26 protein-coding genes are annotated in these 26,425 nt (G+C 71.6%); 16 read left to right on the top strand and 10 right to left on the bottom strand.

All coding sequences use genetic code 11. The annotated features are described in order from the left end of the window. Nucleotides 1-8: 8 nt before the first annotated feature. Both ACZZ9K_RS06245 and ACZZ9K_RS06240 read right to left on the bottom strand, forming a co-directional pair. Nucleotides 9-1,325, bottom strand: a complete 1,317-nt coding sequence (locus ACZZ9K_RS06245) for an MFS transporter (RefSeq protein WP_232536509.1) — start codon at nucleotides 1,323-1,325, stop codon at nucleotides 9-11. A gap of 29 nt (nucleotides 1,326-1,354) precedes the next feature. Then, nucleotides 1,355-2,542: a zinc-binding dehydrogenase gene (locus tag ACZZ9K_RS06240; protein WP_463443580.1), complete on the bottom strand. Its 1,188-nt coding sequence runs from the start codon at nucleotides 2,540-2,542 to the stop codon at nucleotides 1,355-1,357. 107 nt (nucleotides 2,543-2,649) lie between these two features. Between ACZZ9K_RS06240 and ACZZ9K_RS06235 the strand changes: the two genes are divergently transcribed. Then, nucleotides 2,650-3,507, top strand: coding sequence for a GolD/DthD family dehydrogenase (locus ACZZ9K_RS06235; protein ID WP_463443579.1), 858 nt, complete (start codon nucleotides 2,650-2,652; stop codon nucleotides 3,505-3,507). Between the two features lie 53 nt (nucleotides 3,508-3,560). Continuing rightward, on the top strand, nucleotides 3,561-4,568 hold the full coding sequence (locus ACZZ9K_RS06230; RefSeq protein WP_463443578.1) for a sugar-binding transcriptional regulator: 1,008 nt from the start codon (nucleotides 3,561-3,563) through the stop codon (nucleotides 4,566-4,568). A gap of 196 nt (nucleotides 4,569-4,764) precedes the next feature. On the opposite strand, the gene ACZZ9K_RS06225 is transcribed toward ACZZ9K_RS06230, so the two are convergent. Further along, nucleotides 4,765-5,289 (bottom strand): DinB family protein, encoded by a 525-nt coding sequence (locus ACZZ9K_RS06225; RefSeq protein WP_173034827.1) that lies wholly within the window; start codon nucleotides 5,287-5,289, stop codon nucleotides 4,765-4,767. Nucleotides 5,290-5,481: 192 nt separating this feature from the next. Here ACZZ9K_RS06225 and ACZZ9K_RS06220 point away from each other — a divergent pair, with 192 nt between their 5' ends. Beyond that, complete coding sequence (locus ACZZ9K_RS06220) at nucleotides 5,482-7,005, top strand: MFS transporter (protein ID WP_027466228.1); 1,524 nt, start codon at nucleotides 5,482-5,484, stop codon at nucleotides 7,003-7,005. A 96-nt stretch (nucleotides 7,006-7,101) separates the two neighbouring features. On the opposite strand, the gene ACZZ9K_RS06215 is transcribed toward ACZZ9K_RS06220, so the two are convergent. Beyond that, nucleotides 7,102-8,130 carry a GTP-binding protein gene (locus tag ACZZ9K_RS06215; protein ID WP_463443577.1) on the bottom strand — a complete coding sequence of 343 codons (1,029 nt, stop codon included), beginning with the start codon at nucleotides 8,128-8,130 and terminating at the stop codon, nucleotides 7,102-7,104. Nucleotides 8,131-8,175: 45 nt separating this feature from the next. On the opposite strand from ACZZ9K_RS06215, the gene ykgO reads away from it, so the two are divergent. Further along, the gene (ykgO, locus tag ACZZ9K_RS06210) at nucleotides 8,176-8,298 is read left to right on the top strand and encodes a type B 50S ribosomal protein L36 (protein ID WP_071247691.1); all 123 of its coding nucleotides are present in this window, start codon (nucleotides 8,176-8,178) and stop codon (nucleotides 8,296-8,298) included. A gap of 28 nt (nucleotides 8,299-8,326) precedes the next feature. Then, on the top strand, nucleotides 8,327-8,983 hold the full coding sequence (locus ACZZ9K_RS06205; RefSeq protein ID WP_176709180.1) for a histidine phosphatase family protein: 657 nt from the start codon (nucleotides 8,327-8,329) through the stop codon (nucleotides 8,981-8,983). A gap of 112 nt (nucleotides 8,984-9,095) precedes the next feature. Here ACZZ9K_RS06205 and ACZZ9K_RS06200 read toward each other — a convergent pair whose 3' ends face one another. Beyond that, entirely contained in the window at nucleotides 9,096-10,838 is a 1,743-nt protein-coding gene (locus ACZZ9K_RS06200) for a glycerol-3-phosphate dehydrogenase/oxidase (RefSeq protein ID WP_463443576.1), read from the bottom strand. Nucleotides 10,839-11,030: 192 nt separating this feature from the next. Between ACZZ9K_RS06200 and ACZZ9K_RS06195 the strand changes: the two genes are divergently transcribed. The 3 genes from ACZZ9K_RS06195 to ald all read left to right on the top strand — a co-directional run bounded on the left by ACZZ9K_RS06195 (nucleotide 11,031) and on the right by ald (nucleotide 14,252). After that, a complete protein-coding gene (locus tag ACZZ9K_RS06195) occupies nucleotides 11,031-11,993 on the top strand; it encodes a sugar-binding transcriptional regulator (RefSeq protein ID WP_027466231.1) in 963 nt (320 codons plus the stop codon). Nucleotides 11,994-12,041: 48 nt separating this feature from the next. Further along, nucleotides 12,042-13,001, top strand: a complete 960-nt coding sequence (locus ACZZ9K_RS06190; protein WP_463443575.1) for an AraC family transcriptional regulator — start codon at nucleotides 12,042-12,044, stop codon at nucleotides 12,999-13,001. A 141-nt stretch (nucleotides 13,002-13,142) separates the two neighbouring features. Further along, nucleotides 13,143-14,252, top strand: a complete 1,110-nt coding sequence (gene ald, locus ACZZ9K_RS06185; RefSeq protein WP_463443574.1) for an alanine dehydrogenase — start codon at nucleotides 13,143-13,145, stop codon at nucleotides 14,250-14,252. Between the two features lie 93 nt (nucleotides 14,253-14,345). Here the strand turns inward: ald and ACZZ9K_RS06180 are convergent, their stop codons facing one another. Further along, nucleotides 14,346-15,155, bottom strand: a complete 810-nt coding sequence (locus ACZZ9K_RS06180; protein ID WP_027466234.1) for a tryptophan-rich sensory protein — start codon at nucleotides 15,153-15,155, stop codon at nucleotides 14,346-14,348. Between the two features lie 153 nt (nucleotides 15,156-15,308). Here ACZZ9K_RS06180 and ACZZ9K_RS06175 point away from each other — a divergent pair, with 153 nt between their 5' ends. The 6 genes from ACZZ9K_RS06175 (at nucleotide 15,309) to sufU (ending at nucleotide 22,080) form a co-directional block, all read left to right on the top strand. Next, nucleotides 15,309-16,292: a magnesium and cobalt transport protein CorA gene (locus tag ACZZ9K_RS06175; protein WP_027466235.1), complete on the top strand. Its 984-nt coding sequence runs from the start codon at nucleotides 15,309-15,311 to the stop codon at nucleotides 16,290-16,292. 109 nt (nucleotides 16,293-16,401) lie between these two features. After that, entirely contained in the window at nucleotides 16,402-18,513 is a 2,112-nt protein-coding gene (locus tag ACZZ9K_RS06170; RefSeq protein ID WP_463443573.1) for an alpha-galactosidase, read from the top strand. A gap of 100 nt (nucleotides 18,514-18,613) precedes the next feature. Next, nucleotides 18,614-19,897, top strand: coding sequence for a chloride channel protein (locus tag ACZZ9K_RS06165; protein WP_463443572.1), 1,284 nt, complete (start codon nucleotides 18,614-18,616; stop codon nucleotides 19,895-19,897). Between the two features lie 95 nt (nucleotides 19,898-19,992). After that, nucleotides 19,993-20,205 (top strand): Rv0909 family putative TA system antitoxin, encoded by a 213-nt coding sequence (locus ACZZ9K_RS06160; RefSeq protein WP_071247674.1) that lies wholly within the window; start codon nucleotides 19,993-19,995, stop codon nucleotides 20,203-20,205. Nucleotides 20,206-20,341: 136 nt separating this feature from the next. Next, on the top strand, nucleotides 20,342-21,634 hold the full coding sequence (locus ACZZ9K_RS06155; RefSeq protein WP_027466239.1) for an aminotransferase class V-fold PLP-dependent enzyme: 1,293 nt from the start codon (nucleotides 20,342-20,344) through the stop codon (nucleotides 21,632-21,634). Then, nucleotides 21,631-22,080 (top strand): Fe-S cluster assembly sulfur transfer protein SufU, encoded by a 450-nt coding sequence (gene sufU, locus ACZZ9K_RS06150; protein WP_463443571.1) that lies wholly within the window; start codon nucleotides 21,631-21,633, stop codon nucleotides 22,078-22,080. Before ACZZ9K_RS06155 ends, sufU begins: the two co-directional genes overlap by 4 nt. Nucleotides 22,081-22,164: 84 nt before the next feature. On the opposite strand, the gene ACZZ9K_RS06145 is transcribed toward sufU, so the two are convergent. After that, the gene (locus ACZZ9K_RS06145; protein ID WP_463443570.1) at nucleotides 22,165-22,872 is read right to left on the bottom strand and encodes a hypothetical protein; all 708 of its coding nucleotides are present in this window, start codon (nucleotides 22,870-22,872) and stop codon (nucleotides 22,165-22,167) included. A gap of 99 nt (nucleotides 22,873-22,971) precedes the next feature. On the opposite strand from ACZZ9K_RS06145, the gene ACZZ9K_RS06140 reads away from it, so the two are divergent. Further along, on the top strand, nucleotides 22,972-23,448 hold the full coding sequence (locus tag ACZZ9K_RS06140) for a GNAT family N-acetyltransferase (RefSeq protein ID WP_463443569.1): 477 nt from the start codon (nucleotides 22,972-22,974) through the stop codon (nucleotides 23,446-23,448). Nucleotides 23,449-23,451: 3 nt separating this feature from the next. On the opposite strand, the gene ACZZ9K_RS06135 is transcribed toward ACZZ9K_RS06140, so the two are convergent. Together ACZZ9K_RS06135 and ACZZ9K_RS06130 are read right to left on the bottom strand one after the other, a co-directional pair. Then, nucleotides 23,452-24,264 (bottom strand): hypothetical protein, encoded by an 813-nt coding sequence (locus ACZZ9K_RS06135; protein WP_463443568.1) that lies wholly within the window; start codon nucleotides 24,262-24,264, stop codon nucleotides 23,452-23,454. Nucleotides 24,265-24,282: 18 nt separating this feature from the next. After that, the gene (locus ACZZ9K_RS06130; RefSeq protein ID WP_463443567.1) at nucleotides 24,283-25,335 is read right to left on the bottom strand and encodes a zinc-binding alcohol dehydrogenase family protein; all 1,053 of its coding nucleotides are present in this window, start codon (nucleotides 25,333-25,335) and stop codon (nucleotides 24,283-24,285) included. Nucleotides 25,336-25,430: 95 nt separating this feature from the next. Here ACZZ9K_RS06130 and ACZZ9K_RS06125 point away from each other — a divergent pair, with 95 nt between their 5' ends. Further along, entirely contained in the window at nucleotides 25,431-26,006 is a 576-nt protein-coding gene (locus ACZZ9K_RS06125) for a TetR family transcriptional regulator (protein ID WP_463443566.1), read from the top strand. Here ACZZ9K_RS06125 and ACZZ9K_RS06120 read toward each other — a convergent pair. Beyond that, nucleotides 25,960-26,415, bottom strand: a complete 456-nt coding sequence (locus ACZZ9K_RS06120) for a GNAT family N-acetyltransferase (RefSeq protein WP_463443565.1) — start codon at nucleotides 26,413-26,415, stop codon at nucleotides 25,960-25,962. The genes ACZZ9K_RS06125 and ACZZ9K_RS06120 overlap by 47 nt on opposite strands. Between the last annotated feature and the right edge of the window lie 10 nt (nucleotides 26,416-26,425).

Genomic DNA, 26,425 nt, shown 5'->3' with positions numbered 1-26,425 from the left:
CCCGGAACTCAGTGTCCTCGGTCGCCCTGCGGGACCTTGAGGAAGTGGATCATCACGAAGGCGCAGGCGTACAGGCCGACGAACGTCCACGTGGCGGCCTGGCCGCCGCCGCCCAGGGCGAAGACCGCGGCGACGACACCGGTGCCGAGGAACGCGGCGCCGCCGGCGGCCGTGGTGTACATCGCCATCGCGGCGCCCTTGTGCTCGGGGGCGAGCGCCGGCATGATCGCGCCCATCGGCACGAACCCGGCGAGCAGGCAGCCGAACACGCAGCCGGCGACGACGGAGAGCACGTAGCCCCAGTCCGACCCGGCGGGGACGAGCTGCGGCACGTACCACCAGGCGATGAGCCCGAGGGCGGAGCCGACGATGCCGAACCACTTGACGGTGCGCTGCCAGCCGATCTTGTCGCCCACCCAGCCGAACAGGGCGTTGACCAGGATGTTCGTCGCGTAGACGCAGACGGTCATGAGCAGCCAGCGGCTCTGGCCCCAGCCGCGCTCGTTCGCGATGACCGCGGGGAGCACGACGAACATGCCGAACTCCGGCGCGGTGTTGATCAGGCGGACGAGGAAGCCCATCAGGATCTTGGGTCGCGTGACCGTCAGGCGGATGCCGCTCGTCAGCACCTGCCAGGCGCTCTCGCCGGCGGGGGCGATGCGCGTGAACCCGTTCGGCAGCCGGACGCCGAACAGCATGATGAGGAACCCGATCACGACCAGGCCGATCGAGGCGACCATCGCACCGGTCTCACCGACCGTGCCGCCGCCGAACACCGGGATGGCACCGATCGCGAACAGCGAGCCGAGGGTCGGCAGGCCACCCGTGAAGGCGACGTAGAACCAGCCGACCGCGGAGCCGTTCCGTTCGACCGGGGTGGTGATGTTCACCCAGACCAGGAACGCGAAGGCGAACAGCGGGTAGCCGAACCCCCGCAACGCGTAGGTGACGGCGGCGAACGGGACACTGCCGGCACCGAGTGCCAGCAGGAACAGGACCTCGAACACGACCCAGACGGCGAAGCCGAGGATCATCACGCGGCGCGGCCCGACCAGGTCGGACAGGGCCCCCGAGACGTAGCTGCCGATCAGTGCGGCGAGGCTGTAGAACGTGACGATCGTCGCCACGGTGGCCTCGGGGCTGCCGAGGACCGCCACCATGTGCGGCGTGATGAAGTTCGACTCGACGCCGTTCCCGGTCATGAAGACCAGGACGGCGACGAACCCGAGGGCGAGCGGACGGGGGATGCCCATCCGGTCCAGGCGGCCCTCGGTGCGGGGCGCGGTCGTGCGGGCGCCGGTGGCGCGGGCTGTCGTCGTTGACATGCTCGTTCTCTCCCTGCTGGCGGAGTCGGTCAGGCCTGTACGGCCTGTGCGGCCGGTGCGGCCGGTGCGGCCGGTGCGGCCGTGGTGGGGGCGGTCAGGGACGGGATGATCGACACCTTGACGCTGGCACCGGCGGAGTCGCCGACCAGGTCGAGGGCCTCCTGGAACTGCTCGAGCGGGAACTGGTGCGTGCAGATCTCCGACATCGGCAGGGTCCCGGCCTCGAGCAGCTTGATCGCCGCCGGCCAGGTGTGCGGACCGAGGTGGGCGCCGCGGACGTCGAGCTCCTTGTCGTCCGAGATGATCGACCAGTCCACGGACACGTCGTCCTTGAACACCGAGTACTCGACGAAGGTCCCGAGCTTGCGGAGCAGGTTCAGGCCCTGCGGCACCGCGGACGGGTGCCCGGTGGCCTCGATGTAGACGTCGGCACCGTAGCCGTCGGTGAGCTCCTTGACCCGGGCGACCGCGTCCTCCTGGGCGATGTTGATCGTGAGGTCGGCGCCGACCTTGCGGGCCAGCTCGAGCTTCGCCTCGACCACGTCGAGCGCGATGATCCGGAGCGGGTTCTTCTGCCGCGCACCGGCGATCGCGGAGAGGCCGATCGGGCCGGCACCGGCGATCACCACCGTGTCGCCGAACTTGATGTCCCCGCGCTCGACGGCGTGGAACGCGCAGGACAACGGCTCCGAGAACGCAGCGACCTGGCCGGGCAGCGCCTTCGACACCGGGTGGGTCAGCGCCTTCGCCGGCACGAGCACGTACTCGGCCATCGCGCCGTCGTAGCCCTTGAAGCCGAACATGTCGTGCACGTTGCACATCCAGTACGCGCCCTCGAGGCAGTAGCGGCACTCCCAGCACGGCACGATCTGCTCGCAGGCGATCCGGTCACCGAGGGCGACGCCACGCTTGGTCAGGGCGGTGTCGTCACCGGCGACGATCGTGCCGACGAACTCGTGTCCGGGGATGCGGTCGCGCTCGGCCCAGGCCGCACGGTTCTCGTCGCCCCAGAACTTCGCGGCGCCGTGGTAGCACTTCAGGTCGCTCGCGCAGATGCCGACGGCGTCGGTGCGGAGCAGGAGTTCCCCGGGACCGGGCGTCGGGACGGGACGCTCCTCGAGCCGGTAGTCACCGGGGCCGTGGACGACGACTGCGCGCATCGTCGTGGGGATCGTGGTGGGGGCGGTCGTGGCCGCGTTCTCGGTCGTCGTCGACATGAGCTGTTCCTCCGTTGGGTGGCTTCGGCGATGACTGTACACCCTGCAGAACGTTTGTCCAGAACACAATTTCTGGTAGGTTCCACACCGAACGCAAGGGAGCGAACATGACGACGGACTTCGCCGCGGCCCTCCGACCGGGCCCCGACACGATCGACCTGACCAACGACTTCAGCGGCCGCACGGCGGTGGTGACCGGTGGGGCGTCCGGCATCGGCAACGCCATCGCCCGGGCCCTGGCCGCGCGGGGTGCCCGCGTCGCCGTCGTCGACGTCCGTGCCGACGGCGCCACGTCGGCGGCGGCCGACCTGCCCGTGTCTGCCCGGCCCGTGACGACCGGGCCGGACGCCGCGGCCGACGGGGCGGACGCGGCTACGGGCCTCCATGCCGGCTTCGCCTGCGACGTGACCGACGCCGACTCCGTGGCCCGCACCGTCGCGGACGTCGTCCGGCACTTCGGCGGCGTCGATGTGCTGGTGAACTGCGCTGGCATCGCCGCGCTCGCCCCGGCGGAGGACCTGGCTGCCGAGACCTGGGCGGCGACCATCGACGTCAACCTGACCGGCACGTTCCGCGTGGCGCAGGCCGTCGGCCGGCACATGCTCGACGCCGGGTACGGGCGGATCGTGAACATCGCATCGCAGGCGGCCCACGTCGGCATCGACGGCCACGCCGCCTACTGCGCCTCGAAGGCCGGCGTCATCGGCCTGACGACCGTGCTCGCACTCGAGTGGGGTGGCCGCGGCGTCACCGTGAACACCGTGTCGCCGACCGTCGTCCTCACCGACCTCGGCCGTGCTGCCTGGGCGAACGAGAACGGCATCCGGCACCAGGACGAGATCCCCACCGGCCGCTTCGCGACCCCCGACGAGATCGCCGCGGCCGTGCTGTTCCTGGCGGGGGAGTCGAGCGCCATGGTGAACGGTGCAGACCTCCGGGTGGACGGCGGGTTCACGATCCGCTGAGGCCTGCTCGGACTACGATCGCGGTGTCCGATCGAGTCGAAGGGTCCTGCTCCATGTCGTCCGAGAGCACCGCTGGCCCCGGCCCCGGCCCCGGCCCCGGCCCCGGCCCCGGCCCCGGCCCCGACGCGTCGCGGACCCGGTTCCCGCTGGACACCGTCTACCAGGCGGCGCGGAGGTACTACCTCGAGGACGCCACGCAGGTCGAGATCGCCTCGCGCCTCGGCGTCTCGCGCCCGACCGTCTCGCGGCTCGTGGCCGAGGCCCGCAAGGCTGGACTCGTCCGCATCGAGGTCGTCGACCCGTTCCAGGACGAGACCGTGGCACTCGCCGAACGGCTGCAGGTCGTGCTCGGGCTCCGAGCCGTGCACCTCGCGGCGGTCACCCACGCCGCGACGCTCGGCGCCGACCTGGCCGCACCGCTGGCCGCCGCGGTCGAGGGCATGGGGCTCGTCCCCGGCGACGCCGTCCTGATGTCGTCCGGCCGCACCGTGTACGACGTCGCACGGTCCGGCATGCCGACCATGCCCGGCGTGCAGCTCGTGCCCACCGTGGGCGGGCAGGCCGACCCGATGCCGTGGTTCCAGACGAACGAGATCACCCGGACGGCCGCGGAGCACTCCGGCGCGATCCCGGCGTTCCTGTTCGCCCAGGCGCTGCCGTCCCCGGCGATGCGGTCCACCCTCGACGAGGACCCGGCGTTCCAACACGTCGTCGGGCTGTGGAGCCGGGCGAAGGGCGCGATCCTCGGCATCGGGGCGCCGACGCACACGCGTGACGCCCTGGCCCGGGGCATCCCGGTCGAGGACGTGGCGTTCGACCGGGCCGCCGGCGACGTCTGCCTGAACTTCTACGCCGCGGACGGCTCGCCGATCGAGTTCCCGGGCAGCGACCGGATGGTGCGGACCTCGCGCGAGATCCTGTCGACCGTGCCGCACGCGGTCGGGGTCGCCGTGGGCAGCGCCAAGGTCACGAGCATCGTGGCCGCGGTGCGGGGCGGGCTGGTCAACGAGCTGGTGACCGACGCCGCGACGGCGCGCGCCGTGCTCGACGCACTCGCCTGAGCGCCCGTTCCTTCCCATCACGCGTGCGATGGAGGGTACTTTCGGGCATACCTGGTCGTTTCCTCTTGGCAGGTACGCCCGGTTTCGGCAGGTACGCCCGGTTCCGGCAGGTACGCCCGGTTTCGGGGGCGACCGCGTGCGGCCTGGAGGCGCGGGGCGGGGCCGCACCGCGCCTCCAGGCCGGTGGTCCCCACGTCTAGAGCGTGCGCCGCACGTCCCACAGGTGGTGCACCGGGTCGTGCGCGTAGTAGGTGGCGAGCGTCGCGACGGTGAAGGCGCTGCCGTCGGACCGGAGCCCGGTGCGCTCGAGCACCTCGTCGGGCACCGCTGCGAAGGCCCGGGCCGCGCGGTCGGCCGACTCCCGCAGTTCCTCGGCAACGACCGCGGGGTCCTGCTCGCCGTAGCGGTCCTCGACGGCGGTGGCGTCCTGGTCCCAGTTCGGGAACGTCGGGGCGTCCTCGGTGAGCATCAGCTCGAGGCGCTCCGCCATCTTCCGGTGGACGTCCCGCACGTGGGCGCCGTACTCGAGCGGTGACCAGGTCTGGTCGTCGGGGCGGTCGCGCACGTCATCGCGTCCGAGGACCGCGGGCCATCCTGCGGTGTTCTCGTCGATGATGCCCGGCACGTCGCGGACGGTGACCGCGCTGCCGTCGTAGCCGCACTCGGGACACGCGGACTCGATGACCCACGTCCAGTTCTTCGTCTCGGGTTCGATCGCCATGAGCCCGATGTTACGGCCTCGTTACTCAGCTTCCGGGTTCGCCGGACTGGTGCGGATCGGCGGCGACCCCCGTTCGGGTGACACGCCGTTCCCTGAGAATCACCGCCCAATGACATTTCGGTTGCTCGGTAACGTCGCTCGCTGTTCTGGGCCGGTTCCCGACGGCCCACCGATCTTCTCGAGGAGCGATGCATGGGTTCCGACCCCAGCAGTACCCACCCCCGACCGCACCGACGGCTGCGCGAGAGCGACGTCACCGTGGTCGACAAGAGCATGATGCGGCGAGCCGTCAGCGGCATGGTCGTCGGCAACACCATGGAGTGGTACGACGTCGGTGTGTACGGCTACCTGGCCGTCACGATGGGGAAGGTCTTCCTGCCGACGGCCGAACCAGCGGTGCAGATCCTGTTCAGCCTCGGGGTGTTCGCGGCGACGTACATCGCGCGGCCGCTCGGTGGCATCGTGTTCGGACGCCTCGGTGACCGGATCGGTCGGCAGAAGGTGCTCGCGACGACGCTGATCATGATGGCGGCGTCGACGTTCCTGATCGGGGCGCTCCCCGCGTACGCGACGATCGGCGTGTTCGGCCCGATCCTGCTCGTCGTGCTGAAGCTCGCGCAGGGCTTCTCGACCGGTGGTGAGTACGCCGGGGCGACGACCTTCGTCACCGAGTACGCCCCGGACCGCCGTCGGGGGTTCTTCGCGAGCATCCTGGACTTCGGCAGCTACCTCGGCTTCGCGCTCGGTGCCACGGTCGTGTCGGTGCTGCAGCTCACCCTCGGCGACGAGGCGATGACCGCCTACGGCTGGCGGTTCCCGTTCCTGGCGGCCGGGGTGATCGGCGTCGTGGCCATCTACTTCCGCCTGCGGATCGAGGAGTCGCCGGTGTTCCAGGCGACCCAGGCCGCGCAGGAGGCCGCGACCGAGTCCCGTGCGTCCTTCGAGGGTGAGCGTCCGGCCAACGTCGTCGCGATGGTCCGCCAGCACTGGCGCCCGATCGTCATCGCGATCATGCTCGTCGCCGCGTCGAACACCGTGGGCTACGCCCTGACCTCGTACATGCCGACGTACCTGACCGACTCGCTCGGGTACTCCGCCATCGACGGCACGCTGCTGACGATCCCGGTGCTCCTGCTGCTCGCGGTGATGCTGCCGCTGACCGGCAAGCTCTCCGACCGCCTCGGCCGCCGCGTCGTGATGTGGATCGGTGCCGCCACCACCGTCGTGCTCGTCGTGCCGGCGTTCATGCTCATCGGGCACGGGGCGCAGTGGTCGACGCTCGCCGGCCTCGGGCTGCTCGCGCTGATGACGGCGCTGTGGGTGTCGAACCAGGCTGCGTCGCTGCCGGCGCTGTTCCCGACCTCGACGCGGTACGGCGGCATGGGGTTCGCATACAACATCGCGATCGCGGTGTTCGGCGGGACCACGCCCCTGATCGTGCAGGCGCTGCTCACCGCCACGGGTGACGAGCTCGCGCCGGCGTACTTCCTGATGGCGATGAGCGTCGTCGGAGCGATCGGGGTCTTCTGCATGAAGGAGTCCTCGCAGCGCCCGCTGCCCGGGTCGATGCCGGCGGTGGAGACCGAGGACGAGGCGAAGGAGCTCGTGCTCACGCAGGACACGAACCCGCACCTGGACCTCGGTGACCTGCCGTTCGCGGCGCAGGACGCGGCGGCTGCTGCTGCGCGCGAGGCTGAGGGGGTGCCAGCGCGCTGACGCTGCGGATGTGTGCGCATGAGACGACGATGCACGCGTCGATCGACTCGTGCTCTGTCGCAAGACGAGTGCGCAACCCGGCCGCGCCCGCCCGCCTCACTCGTGCCGGTGCTCCGACGCCGGGTCGACCGCGGGCCACACCGGGAACGGGTCCGGCCAGCCGCGCCACACGTCCGGCCCGGCGAGCAGCTCCGACGGCGTGAGCAGCGCCCCGTCGAGCGCCCGCTCGATCGCCCGGACGTCGAGCTGCTCGCCGACGAACCACAGCGCCTGCCCGATCGGGGCGTCGGCGTCCCACGACGGGTTCGCGGTGGGGTCGAGCGCGAGCATCGACCCGAAGCTCGACCACGAGCCGACGTGGTCCGGCCGGGACGCCAGGCGGAAGAACCCCCGCGACCGCAGCACGCGACCGTTCACCCCGGCGGACAGGTCGTCGGCGATGACGGACGACAGTCGTCCGGGGTGGAACGGCAGCGGCTCCCGGTAGCGCATCGAGACCAGGGCGTCGCGGGCCTCGCGCCCGGTGTCCGCACCGCTCGACAGCGCCCGCATCCAGCCGGCACCGGTGGCGAGCACCCGCGCGGCTCCACCGTTCGACGCCGGCAGGTCGGCGGCGCTGCGGATCGCGGGCAGGGCGACGATCACGGCCTGGGGCGCCATCCGGTGCAGCAGCGAGACGAGCGCCCGTCGCCGACGGCCCGACAGCGGTTCGATGCGGTCGAGGGCGATCACCGTCGCGTACTCGACGAGTGCGGCCATCCGGTCCGCGGCCACGAAGGCGTCGTCGACGTCCGACCACAGCAGGTGCGCGACGTCGTCGGCCCGCAGCACCCCGACGACGTGCCGCAGCACCCGGTCGTCGCCGGTCTCGGACCGTGCCGCGTTGGCGAGCAGCATGCCGACCGCTCGGGCATCGGCTCCCGGGTGCAGGGTGACGACGAGCCCGTGGCCCGAGTCGGGCCCGCAGACCCGGTCGAGCTGGTCGGCACGGTCGGCCACGGCGCGGGCGGTGGCGAAGGCACTCCCGGCGACGTGCATCCGGTGCCCGTCCGAGATCCGGGCGGCGACGCGGTCGGCGTCGACCTGGTGCAGGGCGGTGACGAGGGTGATGGCAGCAGCACGCATGTCCGCTACTGTAACTGAAAACCGTTATCAACAAGGAGGCTCGTCGTGAAGGTCCGCAACTCCCTCAAGGCCCTGAAGCAGATCCCCGGCTCGCAGGTCGTCCGACGCCGCGGCCGCGTCTACGTCATCAACAAGAAGAACCCCCGCTGGAACACACGGCAGGGCTGACGTCAGCGGCGGTCCGTAGGGTGGCGGCATGCGACTGCTGCTCATCCGCCACGGCCAGACCCCCGCGAACGTGCACGGCATCCTCGATGCCGTGGTGCCCGGACCGGGGCTGACGGAGCTCGGGCAGCAGCAGGCCGACGCGCTGCCGGCAGCGCTCGCCGACCGGGGGATCGAGCGACTGTTCGTGTCGTCGATGATCCGCACGCAGATCACCGCGGCGCCCCTCGCGACCTCGCTCGGCCTCGAGCCCGTTGTGCTGCCGGGCCTGCGTGAGATCGAGGCGGGCGACACCCAGGGCAAGAGCGACAAGGTGTCCGTGCAGACCTACATCTCCACCGTGCACGGCTGGTCCGGCGGCGATCGGACGACCCGGATGCCCGGCGCCGAGAGCGGCACCGAGTTCTTCGAGCGCTACGACGACGCCGTCCGGCAGATCGAGGCCACCGGGGTCGCGGTCGCCGCCGCCGTCAGCCACGGTGCCGCGATCCGCACGTGGGCGAGCGCGGCTGCGCAGAACACCCCGGACCACTTCGGCACGAAGCGCCACCTGGAGAACACCGGCATCGTCGAGCTCGAGGGCTCGTTCGCCGACGGCTGGCGCCTGGTCGACTGGGAAGGCGAGCCGGTCGGCGGCGACCAGCTCATCGACCGCACGGCGCTCGACCCCACCGGCGAGCGTTTCTGACGCGACCAGCGGTCGCCGACGCGACCAACGGCTCGCAGACGCGACCACGAACGGACGGGAGGCCCGGTACCAGCTGGTACCGGGCCTCCCGTCCGTCTTGTCCTTGCGTCGACTACGCGAGCTGCGACGCCGACGTCAGCGGCACGATCACGCCGTGCGACTCACGCAGCACGTCGAGCGTGCGCTGGACCTCGTCCGCGCGCTCCTCGGTCGTCCAGCCGAGCGCACCGGCGAGCACGTCGGCCAGCTCGTCGAGCAGGTCGATCGTGACCCCGCCGACGAACGCCAGGTTCGTGCGGCGCAGGACGACGTCGACCAGGTGGACGGCCTGCTCGTGGCGGGCGAAGTACGCGACCTCGGCGCGGGTGAGCGACGGGTCGGACTCGAGCGGCTCGACCGGGCCGTCGGTCAGGACGTCCACGACCTCGGCGGCACGGGTGCCGTAGCGCTCGAGCAGGCCCTCGACCAGCGACTCGTCCAGGCCGTCGCGGTGCGACTTGATCCACAGGGCGCGCTGCGCGTCGGTGGTCGGGAACTCCTTGCCACCGCCGATCGGCATGCCCGTGGTGTCGACCTTGCGGCTCATGCCGAGCTTGGTCGTCGCCTCGGTGGACAGGTGTGCAGCGAGGGCACGGAAGGTCGTCCACTTGCCACCGACGAGCGACAGCACGGTCGACTTCGGCAGCCCGGCGATCTGGGTGTCCACGATCCGGTAGTCGCGGGACACGAAGCCGGGGGCGGTGTCCTCGTGGCGGGGGAGCGGGCGGATGCCGGAGTAGCTGTAGACGATGTGGTCGCGGGTGACGTCGATCTGCGGGAACACGTGCTTCACGAGCCCGAAGAAGTAGTCGATCTCCTCGTCGGTCGTCGTGACCGGCTTCGCGGGGTCGGCGTCGATGTCGGTCGTGCCGATGAGGACCCGGCCCTTGAGCGGGTAGATGAGGACGATGCGGCCGTCGTCGTTCTCGAAGAACAGCTCGCGGCCCTTGGTGGCCTCGAGCAGCTCGTCGTTGTGGACGACGATGTGCGAGCCCTTCGTGCCGCCCATGAACTTCGTCTCGCCGCCGAACGCCTCGTTCGTCAGGTCGGTCCAGGGGCCGGAAGCGTTGATCACGACGTCGGCGGTGAAGACGAACTCGTCGCCGGTCTCGCGGTCGCGCAGCAGGACGCCGCCGTCGCGGGTGCCGGCTGCCTCGACGTAGTTCGTGGCGCGGGCGGTCGCGGCGGAGCCGCTCCCGGCTCCCGCGGCCAGGCCGTCCTTCAGGACGTCGAGGGCCAGGCGCTCGGGCTCGTGCACGCTCGCGTCGTAGTAGGTACCCGTGTACTTCAGGTCCTTGTTGAGGGCGGGCATGTCCTCGAGCGCGGCCTTCTTGGTGCGGAAGACGTGCTTCGGGACGGAGCCGCCGTCACGCGAGAAGGAGTCGTAGATCGTCATGCCGATCTTGATGAGCATCGCGCCGCGCTCCTTGGTGGAGCGCTGCTTGTGCGTCAGCATGCGCAGCGGGGCGTTCATGATGCCGGAGAACGTCGAGAAGATCGGCATGGTCGTCTGCAGCGGCTTGACGTAGTGCGGGGCGATGCGGATCAGGCCGTTGCGCTCCTGCACGCTCTCGCGCACCAGGCGGAACTCGCCGTTCTCCAGGTAGCGGATGCCGCCGTGGATCATGTGGCTCGAGGCCGCGGAGGCGCCGGAGGCGTAGTCGCCACGCTCGACCAGGGCGACGTCGACGCCCTGGAGCGCCAGGTCGCGGAACGTCGCGATGCCGTTGATGCCGCCGCCGACGACGAGGACCTGCGCGTTCGGGCGCTCGGTGAGGGCGGTCACCGTGTTCCGGGGCTGTGTCTTCTTCGACATGGTTCGTCGCTTCCTTCGTCTGTTCGTGGGGTCAGGATCGATCGTGCGCTCGTTCGACAGGGCGGGCAACTCGCGTGCACGAACGTGCAGCACACGTGTCGTCCAGGCCCGACACGGCGGTCAGGAGGCGCGGCAGGGGTTGCAGAGGCCCTGCACGTCCGTGCATGGTTGCGTTCGACAGATCGGAGCACCATGAGCGATGCGGCTCAGCCCATGCGCACGCAGCAGGCGCTGCGCGCCGCCCACCTGTACTACCTGCAGGACCTGACGATGGACGCGATCGCCGACGAACTCGGCACCTCGCGCTCATCGGTGTCGCGGCTGCTGAAGTACGCCAGGGACACCGGGCTCGTCGACATCCAGATCCGTTCGCCCCTGGACCAGGCCGCTGCGCTGAGCCGGAGCATCCGCTCCCGCTTCGGGGTGCACGCGCACGTCGTCCCGGTGCCGGACCACACGAGCGACGTCGACCGGCTCGAACGGGTCGCGCTGTCCGCCGCCCGGATCCTGACGCAGTACGTCGAGTCGAACATGGTGATCGGGATCTCGTGGGGCTCGACGGTCAGCGCGGTCAGCCGCTACCTGGTGCCGAAGACCACCCACGGCTCGACGATCGTGCAGATCAACGGCGCCGCGAACACCCGCACCACCGGCATCGTCTACGCGTCGGAGATCCTGCGGCGGTTCGGCGAGGCCTACGGGGCGTTCGTGCAGCAGTTCCCGGTGCCGGCGTTCTTCGACGACCCCGCGACGAAGGAGGCCCTGTTCCGGGAGCGCTCGATCCGCCGTGTGCTCGACCTGCACGAGCGGATGGACCTCGTCGTGTTCGGTGTCGGTGCCCCGCAGGCCCCGGTGCCCTCGCACGTGTACTCCGGCGGGTACCTCGACCCCGAGGACCGCGACGAGCTCACGCAGGCGGGGGTCGTCGGGGACGTCTCGACGGTGTTCTACCGGGCCGACGGCTCGTGGAAGGACATCGGGGTGAACGCCCGCGCCGGCGCTCCTGACCTCGACACGATCAAGCGCGCGCCGCGGCGGGTCTGCGTCGTCGCCGGGCGGTCGAAGGCGGCGTCGCTGCGGGGCGCGCTGGCCGCCGGGCTCATCACGGACCTGATCCTGGACGAGAGTGTGGGGCAGGCGATCCTGCAGCCCTGAGTCAGGACCTGACGCAGTTTGTCGGTGGTCCGTCGTAGGTTCTCGACCATGGTGCTTTCTCTCGAACAGCCCGGTCAGCGGTACTTCCGGCGGATGGTCGGCAGCGACGTCGACCAGGCGCTCGCGTTCTTCACGGGCGACTACGACTTCCGTGCACCACTGGTCCGTCGCACCCACGAGAACGCCCACTGGGACTTCGCCGGCGTCGGTGACGAGCGGATGTCCCTGCGCTCGTCGCGGTTCATGGTCGACCTGCGCAGCGAGAGCCAGGTCGACGACGAGTTCCTGGTCGCGTGGCTGCGCAGCGGTTCGAGCCGGATCACCACGGGCGGCGAGACGTTCGAGCTCCAGGCCGGGGTGCCGGTCGTGCTGCCCTTCGCCGAGCCGTACGCGCTGCACCACCACGACATCGCCCTGAACCTGGTGCAGCTCGACCGCGACTTCGTCCGAGCCGTGGCCGGCGACGACAACTTCGCCTTCGAGCCGATGCGCCGCCCGACGGCCGACGGCATCGCGCTGTGGCGGTCGGTGGTGCGGACGTACTCGGCCACGTGGCTCGACGTCGACCGGTCGATGAGCCCGATGGTGCAGCGCGACATCGCCGAGGCCTTCGCGATCGCGGCGATCCGGGCGTTCCCGCAGCGCAACAAGTGGCGTGCGTCGGTGTCCGGCAGCGGCCCGGAGCACGACCGCCTGCGCCGGGCGCTCGAGTTCGTGCACGAGCACGCGCGCGAAGCGATCGGCACCCCGGACATCGCGGCGGCGGCGGGGCTCAGCCCGCGCGGGCTGCAGCAGTCCCTCCGCCGGCACCTCGACCAGACGCCGGGGGAACTCCTGCGCGGCGTGCGACTCGACGGCGCCCGGACCGACCTGGTCGGCAGTGGCCTGGACGAGACGACGGTGGCCGAGATCGCACGGACGTGGGGCTTCGGGCACCTCGGACGCTTCTCGGCGACCTACCGCAGCCGCTTCGGGGAGCTGCCGAGCGAGTCGCTGCGCGGGCACTGACCGACTGCCGCTGCGGACCGTTCCGCCGAATCTCGTGACACGGATCGCGCTGCTGCTGTCCGGATGTTCGGCGCAGCAGTGCTGTGGGCGAATCCGGTGCTCAATGGACGGGACGAACGCACCGCCCACGAAGGAGTCAGCATGCGCATCGGCGTCCCCACCGAGATCAAGAACAACGAGTACCGCGTCGCCGCCACTCCGGCCGGCGTCGCCGAGCTCGGGTCGCACGGCCACCAGGTGCTGGTGCAGGCCGGTGCCGGGTCCGGTTCGGCCTTCACCGACGACGAGTACCGCACCGCCGGGGCCACGATCGTCGACACCGCGGCCGAGGTGTGGGAGCGTGCCGAGCTGATCCTCAAGGTGAAGGAGCCGGTCGCGTCGGAGTACCCGATGATCCGGCCGGGCCAGGTGCTCTTCACCTACCTGCACCTCGCCGCCGACCGACCGCTGACCGACGCGCTCATCGACTCGGGCGCGACGGCGATCGCCTACGAGACCGTGCAGCTGCCGGACCGCTCGCTGCCGCTGCTGTCGCCGATGTCCGAGGTCGCCGGGCGACTGTCCGCCCAGGTCGGCGCGTTCCACCTGATGCGCACGAACGGTGGGCGCGGGCTGCTGCTCGGCGGGGTCCCCGGCACGCCGAAGGGCCGTGTGGTCGTCATCGGCGGCGGCGTCGCGGGGGAGCACGCCGCGACGATGGCGCTCGGCATGGGCGCCGACGTCACCGTGTTCGACATCAGCCTGCCGCGGCTCCGGGCCCTGGACGCCCGGTTCGGCGGCCGCGTCACGACCCTGCGCTCATCGGCGCACGCCATGGCCGAGGCCCTGCGCGACGCCGACCTGGTGATCGGCTCCGTGCTCATCCCCGGGGCGTCGGCGCCGAAGCTCGTCACCGACGCGATGGTCGCCGACATGCGGCCGGGGTCGGTGCTGGTCGACATCGCGATCGACCAGGGCGGCTGCTTCGAGGGCTCCCACCCGACCACCCACGACGACCCCACGTTCGCCGTGCACGACACCGTGTACTACTGCGTGGCGAACATGCCCGGGGCCGTCCCGCGCACGAGCACGATCTCGCTGACGAACGCTACGCTGCCCTACGCCGTCGCGATCGCCGACCGTGGCTGGGAGACCGCGCTCGAGGCCGACCCCGCGCTCGCCGCCGGCCTGAACGTGCACGCCGGCCGGGTCACGAACGCCGCGGTCGCCGCCGCCCACGGCCTGGTGGCGTCCGCCCAGTCGTCGCGCTGAGCCCGCGCGAGTCTTCGCGCTGAGCGACACCTCACGGGCCAGCGGCCGCGTGAGGTGTCGCTCAGCGCGAAACGACGCGCAATACCACGCACGTCAGGCCGCGACCGGAGCCGCCGCCCGACCGGCACGCCCGCCGACCCAGCCGGCGCGGGCACGCACCACCACGGTCACGACGACCACGGCCGCCGCAGCCACCACGGCCGCCACCGCCGTCGGCACGGAGACGAGCGGCCCCTCGAACCGAGCCACGGCGACCCACGCCAGACCCCACGCGACCGAGGCCATCGGCGCCAGGCGTCCCCGGCCCCACAGCGCGATGAGGACCCCGACGAGCCCGGCCACCGCGGCGACGACCACACCCCACGGGTCCTGCCCGAGTCCGAAGCCCCGGAAGCCCGCCGCCGTCAGCACCGCAGCGGTGTTGGCGGCCGTCGCGACGCAGACCCACCCGAGGTACAGCCCGAAGGTGCCATCGGTCAGGATCGCCTCGACGACCCCGCGGGACGGGGTCCGGCGCAGGATCGTGAACGTCCAGATCAGCACGACGAGCAGTGCGACGATGATCGGCTCGCTCGCCCACAGGAACCCGAACTGCACCGACAGGATCCACGCGGCGTTGAGGAGCAGGGAGAGCACCGCCGGCACCACCAGCCGCTCGTGCCGCTCGTCGTTCGCGGTGCGGAAGAGCTGCAGCACCGCGTAGCCGATGAGCCCGGCGTAGACGACACTCCAGATCGAGAAGGCGGGGCCGTCCGGAGCGATCGCGGTGGAGGACGCCGACAGTGCGCCACCGGCGGCGTCCTGGATGGGCGTCCCACCGGCAGCGCCCGACCCGACGTACGCGCCGATGACGGCGACGACCGCGCTCACGGCCACCGCGATGCGCTTCCAGATCCTCTTCATGACAGTCCCTTTCGTCAGCATGCTGATGACCTGCACCGTAGGCGGCCGGTGCCGCCGGTCGTGCAGCGCGCGTTCAGGCAGGACGCGGGGCGCACGGCGGGCGTGCCACGGGCCTCCAGACCGGGAACCGGCCACCCTGCGTACGGTGGGCGCGTGAGCGTCGAACTGAACACCGTCTACATCGACCGGATCGCCCCGATCGCGAGTCCGTCCCTCGACGACACCTTCCGGATGCTCGACGACCAGGGCGCCAGCGCGTGCATCGTCCTGCACCAGCCCGACGCCGAGGAACTCGGCGACGTCGCGGTCGCCCTCGGCCTGCACGAACTCGCGGTCGAGGACTCCGCCGAGGGGCACCAGCGACCGAAGCTCGAGCGGTACGGCTCGACGCTGTTCGTGGTGCTCAAGCCGGCGCTGTACAACGACCAGCAGGAAGAGGTGGCGTTCGGCGAGGTGCACGCCTTCGTCGGTGAGACCTTCTTCCTCGCCGTCGTGAAGGCCGACCCCCGTGGCAAGCAGACCGTTCCCCGGGCGCTGCAGCGGTTGAGCGGCAAGCCGGGGCTGGTGACCGTCGGCCCGCAGGCGCAGCTCTGGGCGCTGATGGACTCCATCGTCGACGGCTACGTGCCGGTGATCGACGGACTCGAAGAGGACATCAACCAGATCGAGGACCAGCTGTTCTCGGGCGAGGCCGGGGTGTCCCGGCGCGTGTACGAGCTGTTCGGCGAGGTCGTCGACTTCCAGCGTGCGGCGCGTCCACTCGTCTACATGATCGAGAACCTGCACCGCGGCGCCGAGAAGTACCACCTGCCGATCGAGATGCAGCGGCGGTTCCGCGACGTCCTCGACCACGCGATCCGGGTGGTGGAGCGCCTCGACACGTTCCGGCAGCTGCTGCAGAACGCCCTGACCGTCGACTCGACCCTGGCGGCGCAGAAGCAGAACGACGACACGAAGAAGATCTCCGGCTGGGCGGCGATCCTGTTCGCGCCGACGCTCATCGCCGCGATCTACGGGATGAACTTCACGCACATGCCCGAACTCGGCTGGACGTGGGGGTACCCGCTGTCGATCGTCGCGATGGTCCTGTTCGCCGCGATCCTGTACGTGGTGTTCAAGGTCAAGCGCTGGTTCTGAGCCGCGCCGCAACCTGAGCCGCAACCGGAGCCGCGCCGCAGCCGGATTTGCAGCGGACGGCTCCTGACCGGAAAGCTCTGACGTGCAACGACGCCGACTGGAGCCCCGCATGCCGCACGAACTCGTCCACCTGACCGCCGGTGGCGTCTCGCTCGTCCTGGACTGCCGCGACGACGCGCTCCCCGCCGTCGTGCACTGGGGAGCGGCACTCGGACCGCTCGACACCGAGGCGCTGACGGCCCTCGCCGACGCCGACGTCGCGCCCGTCGCACCGAACGAGATGGACGACCCGGTCCGCCTGTCCGTGCTGCCCGAGCCGCACCGGGGCTGGAGCGGTCGTCCGGGGCTCGCCGGGCACCGTGACGGCGCCGACTGGTCGCCGGCGTTCACGGTGACGTCGCTCGCGGTCACCGACTCCGCGGTCACCGCCGACGCCGAGGACACCGTCGCCGGGCTCACCGTGCGGGTGACCATCGAGATGCTCGGCTCCGGGCTCGTCCGGGCCCGAGCGGGCGTGACGAACACCGCCGACGGCGTCTACACCGTCGACGACCTGACGCTCGCGATGCCGATCCCGTCGGGGGCCCGCGAGATCCTGGACTTCGCCGGCCGCTGGGGCAAGGAGCGGACCCCGCAGCGCCGCGAACTCGTCGTGGGGACCCACCAGCGCGAGGGCCGGAAGGGCCGCACCGGCACCGACGCCGCGACGTTGCTGACGGTGGGGGAGCCGGGCTTCGGCTTCGCGCACGGCCAGGTCTGGGGCGTCCACACCGCCTGGAGCGGCAACCACCGGCACCACGCCGAACGGCTCGCCACCGGCCGCCAGGTCATCGGCGGCGGCGAACTCCTGCTGCCCGGCGAGGTCCGGCTCGACACCGGCGCCACCTACGAGGGGCCGTGGGTGTACTTCGCGCACGGGGACGGCCTCGACGACCAGGCCCGACGGTTCCACCGCTGGCTCCGCAGCCGCCCGCAGCACCCGACGACGCCCCGCCCGATGACGATCAACGTGTGGGAGGCCGTGTACTTCGACCACGACCTGGCCCGCCTCGTCGACCTCGCCGAGCGTGCCGCGACCCTCGGCGTCGAACGCTACGTGCTCGACGACGGCTGGTTCCACGGCCGCCGCGACGACCACGCAGGCCTCGGTGACTGGTACGTCGACGAGGACGTCTGGCCGGACGGACTCGGCCCCCTGGTCGACCGCGTCCGTGCGCTCGGCATGGAGTTCGGCCTGTGGTTCGAACCCGAGATGGTGAACGAGGACAGCGACCTCGCCCGCGCCCACCCGGAGTGGATCCTGCAGGCCGACGGTCGGCTGCCCGCCCGGTCCCGCGACCAGCAGGTGCTCAACCTGGCGATCCCCGAGGCCTTCGACCACGTCCTCGAACGGATGACGGCGATCATCGGCGAGTACGCGGTCGACGCCGTGAAGTGGGACCACAACCGCGACCTCGTCGAGGCGGGGTTCCCGGGCGGCGGCGCAGCGGTCCACGAGCAGACCCTCGCCGCGTACCGGTTGATGGCGACGCTCGGCGAGCGGTTCCCGTCCCTGGAGATCGAGTCGTGCTCGTCGGGCGGCGGTCGGGTCGACCTCGGCGTCATCGAGCACACCGCGCGGGTGTGGGTGTCCGACGACATCGACCCGCTCGAGCGCCAGCAGATGCACCGGTGGACGCAGCAGCTCCTGCCGCCGGAGCTGCTCGGGTCGCACATCGCGAGCGGCCGGAACCACACGACCGGTCGCGTGCACGACCTCGCCTTCCGTGCCGGCACGGCGCTGGTCGGGCACCTCGGCATCGAGTGGGACCTGGCCGGCGCGACCGCCGACGAGTCCGCCGCGCTCACCGAGTGGATCGCGCTGTACCGCGAGCTCCGCCCGCTCCTGCACGGCGGCGACCTGGTGCGCTCCGACGAGGTCGACGACACGCGGCTCGTGTACGGCACGGTCGCGCCGGACCGGCAGCAGGCCGTCTTCTTCCTCGCCGGCATCGGCCGCTCCGAGGTCTCCGGCACCGGCCGGGTCACCTTCCGCGACCTCGACCCCGACACGACCTACCGCGTCGACCCGGTGGTCATCGGCGACGATCACGACCTGGTGCGACCGGGCTGGTGGTCCGGCCCGCGGGTGTTCAGCGGCCGGGTGCTCGGCACCGTCGGCCTGCAGCCACCGCTCATGCCGGCCGACTGCGTGGTGCCGTTCCGGGTGACGGCCGTCTGACGGCGGGTGGTCGGGGACCCGCCCTGGAGGCGCGTCCCGCGTCCGGCGGGCGCGTCGCCGTCCGTCATCGGGTGGGGTCCAGCCCGTTAGGCTTCCGGTCATGCCGCACTCCGGACACGCGACCCCGGTCTGGGCCCTCAAGCTCGCCGTCGTCACCGCCCTGGTGGGCGTCTCCGGCGGCATCGCCGGCATCGCGGTCTGGCTCGCGCTCCAGCTCATCCAGTTCGTCGCCTTCGGGTACGGGTTCGGCGGGCACCTCGAGGCCGCCGACGCACCTTCCGGGCTGAACCGGTTCCTCGCGCTCACCGCGGCCGGCGTCCTGACCGGGGTCGCCTGGTGGGCGCTCCGGCGGTGGGGGCGCTCGATCGTCTCGGTCACCGCGGCCGTCGAGGGCAAGCGGATGCCGGCCCTGGCGACGCTCGCGAACGCCGGCATCCAGATCCTGGCCGTGGGGCTCGGCGCGTCCATCGGCAAAGAGGTGGCGCCGCGCGAGGTCGGGGCCTGGCTCGCCCAACTCGTCACCCGTCGTGCGGGGCTGACCGCACGCGAGACGAAGATCCTCGTCGCCTGCGGTGCCGCGGCCGGCCTCGCCGCCGTGTACGACGTGCCCCTCGGCGGCGCGCTGTTCGCGGTCGAGGTCCTGCTCGGGGAGATCAGCTTCGCGACCGCCCTGCCCGCCTTCGCCACGAGTGCCGTCGCCGCCATCACCGCCCGGCTCGTGATCCCGGACGAGGTGCTGTACCACGTGCCCGCGATGCACCTCTCGCCGTCGCTGCTCGTCTGGGCGGTCGTCGTGGGACCCGTGCTGGGGCTCGCCGGGGTCGGGTTCGTCAAGCTGACCAACCGGCTGCAGGGCATCGCCCCGAAGGGTTGGCACCTGCTCGTCGTGCTGCCGGTGGTCTTCGCGATGGTCGGGCTCATCGCGATCCCGTTCCCGGAGATCCTCGGCAACGGTCGGGCGCTCGGTCTCGTCGCGATGAACACCACGCTCGACGACGCCTCGTTCGCCGGCCTCTCGCCGATCGTGCTCCTGCTGCTGCTCGGTGTCCTGCGGACCGTGACCACGTCGGCCACCATCGGGGCCGGTGCGGTCGGTGGCACGCTGACCCCGTCGATCGCGATCGGTTCGGCGATCGGCGGTGGCCTGGGCGGTGCCTGGCTGCTGCTGTGGCCGGCCGACGGTCCGAGTCTGGCGGCCTTCGCCTTCGTCGGTGCGGCGGCCTTCCTCGCCACCACCATGCGGGCGCCGTTCACCGCCCTCGTGCTCGTCGTCGAGTTCACCCAGCAGGGCACCGACATCCTCGTGCCCTCGTTGCTCGCGGTGTCCGGCGCGGTCGCCGTCGGGTACGTGCTCGCCCGCCGCCGCAGCGCCCAGATGGTGTGAAGACCCCGAGCGTTCCGGTACGGACGGGTGCCCGGCGGCCTACTGTCGGCGCCAGGACGGAGCGACGGGCTCCGCACCGAGACGAGGAGCAGCCGATGGCGGGGTTCGACGACATCACGAAGAAGGCCCAGGAGTTCCTGAAGGACGGCAAGGTCCAGGACGCCCTGCAGAGCGAGAAGGCCGAGGGCGTCAGCGACAAGGTGCTCGGCGGCGTGGCCGACGCGGTCAAGAAGGCCACGGGCGGCAAGTACGACGACAAGATCGACGGGGCCCGCGACGCTGCGGACAAGAAGATCGGCAACGAGTAGCGGACGACGTGCAACGGCCCAGGACCCGGCGTGGTCCTGGGCCGTTGCACGTGCCGACTGGACGTGGTCGGGAACAACGGACACCATGGACGGGTTGCTCCGGACAGCAGCACCAGGAGGACGAGACGTGACAGTCGTGGCGCCGAACCAGCCGCTCACCGAGACCGAGGTCGAGGCGATCAAGCGGGACTTCCCGATCCTCGCGCAGGACGTGAACGGGCAGCCGTTGGCGTACCTGGACTCCGGGGCGACGGCTGAACGCCCGCGCCAGGTCCTCGACGCCGAGCGCCGGTTCCTCGAACACGACAACGCCGCCGTCCACCGCGGGGCCCACACGCTCGCGGCGCTCAGCACCGACGCCTACGAGGACGCCCGCGCCACCGTCGCCGGCTTCATCGGCGCCGCCGCCCCGACCGAGGTCGTGTGGACCGCGAACGCCACCGACGCGCTCAACCTCGTCGCCTACGGCATGGCCAACGCCAGCCGTGGCCGCGGCGGTGCCGACGCCGAGCGCTTCCGCCTGGGCGCCGGTGACGAGATCCTCGTGACCGAGGCCGAACACCACGCCAACCTCGTGCCGTGGCAGGAGCTCGCCGCGCTGACCGGTGCCACCCTCCGCTGGATCCCGGTCGCCGACGACGGCACCTGGACCGCCGACGACGCCGCGGCCCTGATCACCGACCGCACGAAGGTCGTCGCGTTCTCGCACGTCTCGAACGTCACCGGGATGATCGCCCCCGTCGAGCAGGTCGTCGGTCTCGCCCACGCCCGCGGCGCCCTCGTCGTGCTCGACGCCTGCCAGTCCGCACCGCACCGTCCCCTCGACGTGCAGCAGCTCGGGGTCGACTTCGCCGCGTTCTCCGGGCACAAGATGCTCGGCCCGAACGGCATCGGCGTGCTCTGGGGCCGTGCCGAGCTGCTCGACGCCCTGCCGCCGTTCCGCACCGGTGGCTCGATGATCACCACCGTGACGATGGAGGGCTCCGAGTTCATGCCGGCGCCCGAGCGGTTCGAGGCCGGCACGCAGCCCGTCTCCCAGGCGGTCGCCCTCGCCGAGGCCGTCCGCTACCTGCAGGGCATCGGCATGGAACGTGTCCGTGCCCACGAGGAGCACCTGGCCCGCCGGATGCTCGACGGTCTGGCAGCAGTGCCCGGCATCCGCGTGGTCGGCCCACCCGCCGGCGTCCCGCGCTCCGGTCTGGTCGCGTTCGACGTCGACGGCGTGCACGCCCACGACGTCTCGCAGTACCTCGACGCCCAGGGCATCGCCGTGCGTTCCGGCCACCACTGCGCCCAGCCGCTGCACCGCCGCCTCGGACTCGTCGCCACGAGCCGGGCGAGCACCTACGTCTACACGACCGAGCACGACGTCGACCGGTTCCTCGCAGCCGTCGCCGAGGTCCGCGACTACTTCGGAGCGACCGCGTGAACGCCCTCGACAGCCTGTACCAGCAGGTCATCCTCGACCACGCGAAGGCGCGTCACGGCGACGGTGCGATGCCCGACGCGGATGCCTCGCACTTCGAGCGGAACCCCACGTGTGGCGACGAGATCACGGTCAGCCTGCGGCTCGAACCCGGCACCGACCGCATCGCCGGGCTCGCCTGGCAGGGCGACGGCTGTTCGATCTCGATGGCGTCGGCATCCGTCCTCACCGACATGGCGGTCGGCCGCACCGCGCCCGAGTTCCTCGCACTGACCGAGGAGTTCCGCACCATGATGCGCTCGCGTGGCGTCGGTGAGCCCGACGAGGACGTCCTCGAGGACCTCGTCGCCTTCCACGGCGTCTCCAAGTTCGTCATGCGGGTCAAGTGCGGCATGCTCGCCTGGGTCGCGGCGGAAGCCGCCGCGCGCGAGGCGACCGCGTCCCGCTGACCCGGGTGCGGCTCGCGATCGCGAGCACCGGACAGTCGGGAGGCCCGTTGCGGGCCCGCCCCGCGCCTCCCGTCCGCAGCACGGTCAGCGGCAGACGTCCTGCGTTGCCGCCTTCGTGTCGTTGATGACGATCGTCGTGACGATGTCCTCAGCGCCGGAAGCGCCACCCGTGGTGTCGAAGTGCAGCCAGTGGCCATCCGTGGTCGGTGCCACGTACTCGCGGTAACCGCCGATCGGTGGCTCCCACGTGTCGATCGTCTTCTCGAGCCCGGGGTACGCCGCGCGCACGTCGTCTGCGGTGGAACCGAGCGCGATGCCGGTGGACGTCAGCACGGGCGACGAGAACGCGCCGGGGTCGGTTGCCTGTCCCGCAACGCGGACGTAGCGCACACCGGGTCCGGAGTCGTCGGACGTGACGAGGATCCGGTACCCGGACCCGCTGGGGGTGGACAGATCGGCGGACTGCCACTCCCAGAACGTCGGGCAGCCGCTCGACGGCTGACGCGAGAACCCGGCAGCCGGCAGCAGCTTGCTGGCGTCCGTGGCTCCGAGCTGGACGGGGCCGAAGGACGCGTCGCCGAAGACCCAGCTCGCGGGGCCGGTCGGGCTGGAGGACGGCCGGACGCTCGTCGGCGTCGGGGTCGATTTCGGGGTCGTCGTCGGCGTGACGGCCGTCGCACTCGTCTGCGTGGGGCTCGGCGCGCTCGGCGCGGACCCTGTCGCGCAGCCAGCCGCCCCGATGAGGAGCGTGGCGATGCCGACGGTGAGGATGGTGGTACGGAGCGTGGTCATGATTCTCCCTTCACCTTGCAGTGTCGTCGTCCGGGCGATCCTGACGGACGTCGGCGCGGACCGATGACGGTCACGAGCACGAGCACGAGGATGGACCACGTGATCGTCGAGACAGCGCATCCCGGCTCGGCCGGATCCGACGCGATCGTGCGGGCCTACCTGACGGAGGTCGCGTCGCGGTGGTACGGGCGCGTGGCGGCGTCGGCCGAGGTCGACCGGGCGCTCGACGAGGAGCCGTACGACGACCTGCAGGGGGACTCCGGGGTGTTCCTCGTCGCCGCCGACGGGGGAGCCGTGGTCGGTTGCGCCGGTGTGCGCTTCGTGGGTGCCGTCGGCGAGCTGACGAAGGTCTTCACGCTGCCCGAGCACCGCGGCCGAGGCGTCGGTTCGACGCTCCTGCGCCACGTCGAGGACGTCTGCCGGGGACGCGGGATCACGTCGTTGCGGCTGGACACCCGCGCCGAGCTCGCCGAGGCATGTGCGCTCTACGAACGGCTCGGCTTCGTCCGGGTCCCGCCGTTCAACGACGGCCCGTACTCGGACCGCTGGTACACGAAGTCGCTCGCTCCGGAGTAGCGGTCAGGCGATGACGCCGATCTCGCGGAGCGCGTCGCCGACGGTGATGCGCTCGCCGCGTTCCTGCGCCCGTGCCCAGCGGGACTTCGCGAGCGCGACGGCGTCGTCGTCGAGACCGAGGAGTTCGTAGAGGCCGTCCAGCTCTCGGGGAACGAGGTCGGCGAGCGGCACGGGGAACTTCCGTTCGGGGCTCGCGTAGCCCTGCTGGGCGAGCTGTTCGAGCATCTCCGGGTCGGTCTCTCGCTGTTCCATGAGCAGGACGACGGTTCGTGACCTCGTCCCCATGAGGAAGGCGGACCGCACGTTCTCGTCCGGATCGGTCGCCAGGGTGATCTCGACGGCGAGGGGGAGGTCCTCTTCGCACGCGAGCTCCCAGCGCTGCGACGCGTCCCCGTGGATCGCCGTGAACATGTCCGGGTGGACGCCGAGGCCGCGCTCGCCGCGCTCCGGTCGCAGCGAGGTCGGGCGGGAGCCGTCCCCGACGCGGCCCGTGGGGAAGCCGGCACCCGTGTACGCGGTGTGGGCGATCGGCAGGAACTGGAGCGCCTGGTGCAGCGCGGTCGCGGCGTCCTGCACGGCCGGAGCGGTCACGTCACCGTCGGCGGCCGCGATGGCGGTGGCGTAGTCGGACAGCGCGGTGTGCTGCTGGTCGATCGCCAGTGCGAACATCTCCTTGCCCCTGGCGGTGTCGCCGAGGAGCCGCGGGTCCAGGTGCAGCGTCACGGCGCTCGGGTCCTGCAGGTGCCCCCGCGGCGTGCCACCGCCCGACATCGTGATCTCGAACGTCTCGTCGTCTTGCTCGTGGGCATCGGTCACGTCGCTGACGCTACCGGCTCAGGGGAGCGTGACGACGAGCTTCTTGGCAGAGACACCCGCGCGGAGCTCGGCGAGGGCGTCCGGGATCGCGGCGAGTCCCGATCCGACGACGGATGCGGTCGGGGTGGCGCGGTACCGACCGGTGCGGAGCGCCTCGGGCAGGAAGTCGCGGTAGATCGCGGGGCCGACCTCGGACTCCGTCGGGCGGCCGCCCCAGATCGCGGTGACGTGGACCCCGTGTCGGCGCTCGAGGCGTGCACGGATCGTCGTCACCGGCGTCGGGTACGCCGACGCGAGTCGGCCGGAGCCGGGGGCTGCCCGGACGATCGGGAGCGTGCGGGTCAGCGAGCCCTGGCCGAAGGCGAGGGTGCCGGCGAGCTCCCGGTCGGCGAGTGCCTCGAGGATGCGGCGGGCGGCACCGTCGTCGCGGTAGTCGAACACGGCTTCGGCCCCGAGGTCCTGCACGAACGCGTGGTTCTTCGGCGAAGCGGTACCGATCACGGCGTACCCGGCGGCGCGGGCGAGCTGGACGGCGTTGGCGCCGACGCTCGTGGACGCACCCCACACCAGGACCACCCCGTCGCGGTCGACCGCATCGGCCGTGGGGAGCGGCAGCGCGAGCTGGTCCGGTTCGAAGAGCCCGGCGGCGGCGGTCGAGACGGCGAGCGGCAGGACCGATGCCTGCTCGGCGGGCAGGGCATCCGGAATCGGGGTCGTCACACGGTCGAGCAGCAGGACCAGGTGTTGGAAGGCCCCTTCGGCAGCGCTGTTCCGGTGCTGCTCCTGTCCCGCGGCGTGCCCGACGACCCGGTCGCCGACACGGAACCGCTCGACGCCGGGACCGATCGCGACCACGGTGCCGGCGACGTCCGACCCGAGGACCGCGGGGAACCGCAGCTTCGGGTACACCAGGTGCCGGAAGAGCCCGCCGACGGCGTCGACCGGGTTGACGGCGACGGCCTCGGCGCGGACGACGAGTTCGCCGGGGCCGGGCTGGGGGACCGTGGCGGGCCCGACGGCGAACCGCCCGGTCGACGTGGTCCAGAGTGCTGCGTTGCCCGACGACGACATGGTGTCCCGATCTCTTGCTCGAAGTGGGTCATGACACGACGTGTCATCACCCAGTCAATCATGACACGACGTGTCATCACCAGTACTCTTGCCCCATGCGTTGGTCTCCGGATGCCCGAGGGCGACTCGAGCGAGCGGCGTTCGAGCTCTTCGCCGAGCAGGGCTACCAGGCGACGACCGTGCCGCAGATCACCGCACGGGCCGGCCTGACGACCCGCACCTTCTTCCGGTACTTCGCCGACAAGCGCGAGGTGATCTTCGCCGGCGACGAGATCCCCGATCTCGCCCGGGCCGCCATCGGGGGCGCGCCGGCCGGGATCGACCCGCTCGACATCGTGGTGCACGGCCTCCGCACCGTCACCGACGAGCGGTTCGAGGGGCGGCACGGTGAGGTCGGGTCGGTGCGGCGGCTGGTGCTGTCCGAGTCCTCACTGCGGGAGCGCGACGCCCGGAAGCGTGCCGACCTGACGGACGCGGTGCGCGGGGCCTTCGTCGACCGCGGGCTCGATCCGGCCGAGGCGGCGGTGATCGCCGAGACGACCGTGATGCTGTTCCACCTGGCCCTCGAGTCGTGGCTCACCGGACCAGCCGAGCGCCGGATGGCCGACGTCGTCGACGAGCAGCTCAGTGCGCTCCGTGGGGTGCTCGATCGGCGGCCCGCAGCGTCATGAACACGTCGACGCCGTCGTCGGTGTCGAGTACGAAGCCGTGGCGTTCGTAGAGTCGGCGAGCCGGGCTGCCCACCAGCACGTTGAGCCGCGTCGGGCCGTCGTGGGGCTCGTCGAGGACGGCGCGCAGCACCGTCGACCCGACCCCACGCCCCTGGGCGTCGGGCGCGAGGTAGAAGTGCTCGACCCAGCGGACGTGGTCCTCGACCCGCACGGTGACCGACCCGACGTCGCGCCCGTCGACCACCACGATGCGGGTCAGCCGCGGCCGGAACGCGTCGCGGAGGCGCTGTCGGACGCGCGTCTCGTCGAACACGCCGAGCCGCGTCAGGTCGTCGCGCAGCACCACGGCCCGGAGCTCGACGAGCCACTCGAGGTCCTCGGTGGTGCTGCCCCGCAGTGCGACGTCCATCCACTCAGCC

The sequence above is a fragment of the Curtobacterium sp. AC268 genome, assembly GCF_979258745.1.
The sequence above is the reverse complement of the archived record's forward strand: the minus strand, read 5'-3'. Positions and strand labels throughout refer to the sequence as shown.

Bases quoted from the DNA above. Each gene is read 5' to 3' on its own strand.
- ACZZ9K_RS06245 (WP_232536509.1), bottom strand. From the start codon at position 1,325: ATGTCAACGACGACAGCCCGCGCCACCGGCGCCCGCACGACCGCGCCC.
- ACZZ9K_RS06240 (WP_463443580.1), bottom strand. From the start codon at position 2,542: ATGTCGACGACGACCGAGAACGCGGCCACGACCGCCCCCACCACGATC.
- ACZZ9K_RS06235 (WP_463443579.1), top strand. From the start codon at position 2,650: ATGACGACGGACTTCGCCGCGGCCCTCCGACCGGGCCCCGACACGATC.
- ACZZ9K_RS06230 (WP_463443578.1), top strand. From the start codon at position 3,561: ATGTCGTCCGAGAGCACCGCTGGCCCCGGCCCCGGCCCCGGCCCCGGC.
- ACZZ9K_RS06225 (WP_173034827.1), bottom strand. From the start codon at position 5,289: ATGGCGATCGAACCCGAGACGAAGAACTGGACGTGGGTCATCGAGTCC.
- ACZZ9K_RS06220 (WP_027466228.1), top strand. From the start codon at position 5,482: ATGGGTTCCGACCCCAGCAGTACCCACCCCCGACCGCACCGACGGCTG.
- ACZZ9K_RS06215 (WP_463443577.1), bottom strand. From the start codon at position 8,130: ATGCGTGCTGCTGCCATCACCCTCGTCACCGCCCTGCACCAGGTCGAC.
- ACZZ9K_RS06205 (WP_176709180.1), top strand. From the start codon at position 8,327: ATGCGACTGCTGCTCATCCGCCACGGCCAGACCCCCGCGAACGTGCAC.
- ACZZ9K_RS06200 (WP_463443576.1), bottom strand. From the start codon at position 10,838: ATGTCGAAGAAGACACAGCCCCGGAACACGGTGACCGCCCTCACCGAG.
- ACZZ9K_RS06195 (WP_027466231.1), top strand. From the start codon at position 11,031: ATGAGCGATGCGGCTCAGCCCATGCGCACGCAGCAGGCGCTGCGCGCC.
- ACZZ9K_RS06190 (WP_463443575.1), top strand. From the start codon at position 12,042: ATGGTGCTTTCTCTCGAACAGCCCGGTCAGCGGTACTTCCGGCGGATG.
- ald (WP_463443574.1), top strand. From the start codon at position 13,143: ATGCGCATCGGCGTCCCCACCGAGATCAAGAACAACGAGTACCGCGTC.
- ACZZ9K_RS06180 (WP_027466234.1), bottom strand. From the start codon at position 15,155: ATGAAGAGGATCTGGAAGCGCATCGCGGTGGCCGTGAGCGCGGTCGTC.
- ACZZ9K_RS06170 (WP_463443573.1), top strand. From the start codon at position 16,402: ATGCCGCACGAACTCGTCCACCTGACCGCCGGTGGCGTCTCGCTCGTC.
- ACZZ9K_RS06165 (WP_463443572.1), top strand. From the start codon at position 18,614: ATGCCGCACTCCGGACACGCGACCCCGGTCTGGGCCCTCAAGCTCGCC.
- ACZZ9K_RS06160 (WP_071247674.1), top strand. From the start codon at position 19,993: ATGGCGGGGTTCGACGACATCACGAAGAAGGCCCAGGAGTTCCTGAAG.
- ACZZ9K_RS06145 (WP_463443570.1), bottom strand. From the start codon at position 22,872: ATGACCACGCTCCGTACCACCATCCTCACCGTCGGCATCGCCACGCTC.
- ACZZ9K_RS06130 (WP_463443567.1), bottom strand. From the start codon at position 25,335: ATGTCGTCGTCGGGCAACGCAGCACTCTGGACCACGTCGACCGGGCGG.
- ACZZ9K_RS06125 (WP_463443566.1), top strand. From the start codon at position 25,431: ATGCGTTGGTCTCCGGATGCCCGAGGGCGACTCGAGCGAGCGGCGTTC.
- ACZZ9K_RS06120 (WP_463443565.1), bottom strand. From the start codon at position 26,415: ATGGACGTCGCACTGCGGGGCAGCACCACCGAGGACCTCGAGTGGCTC.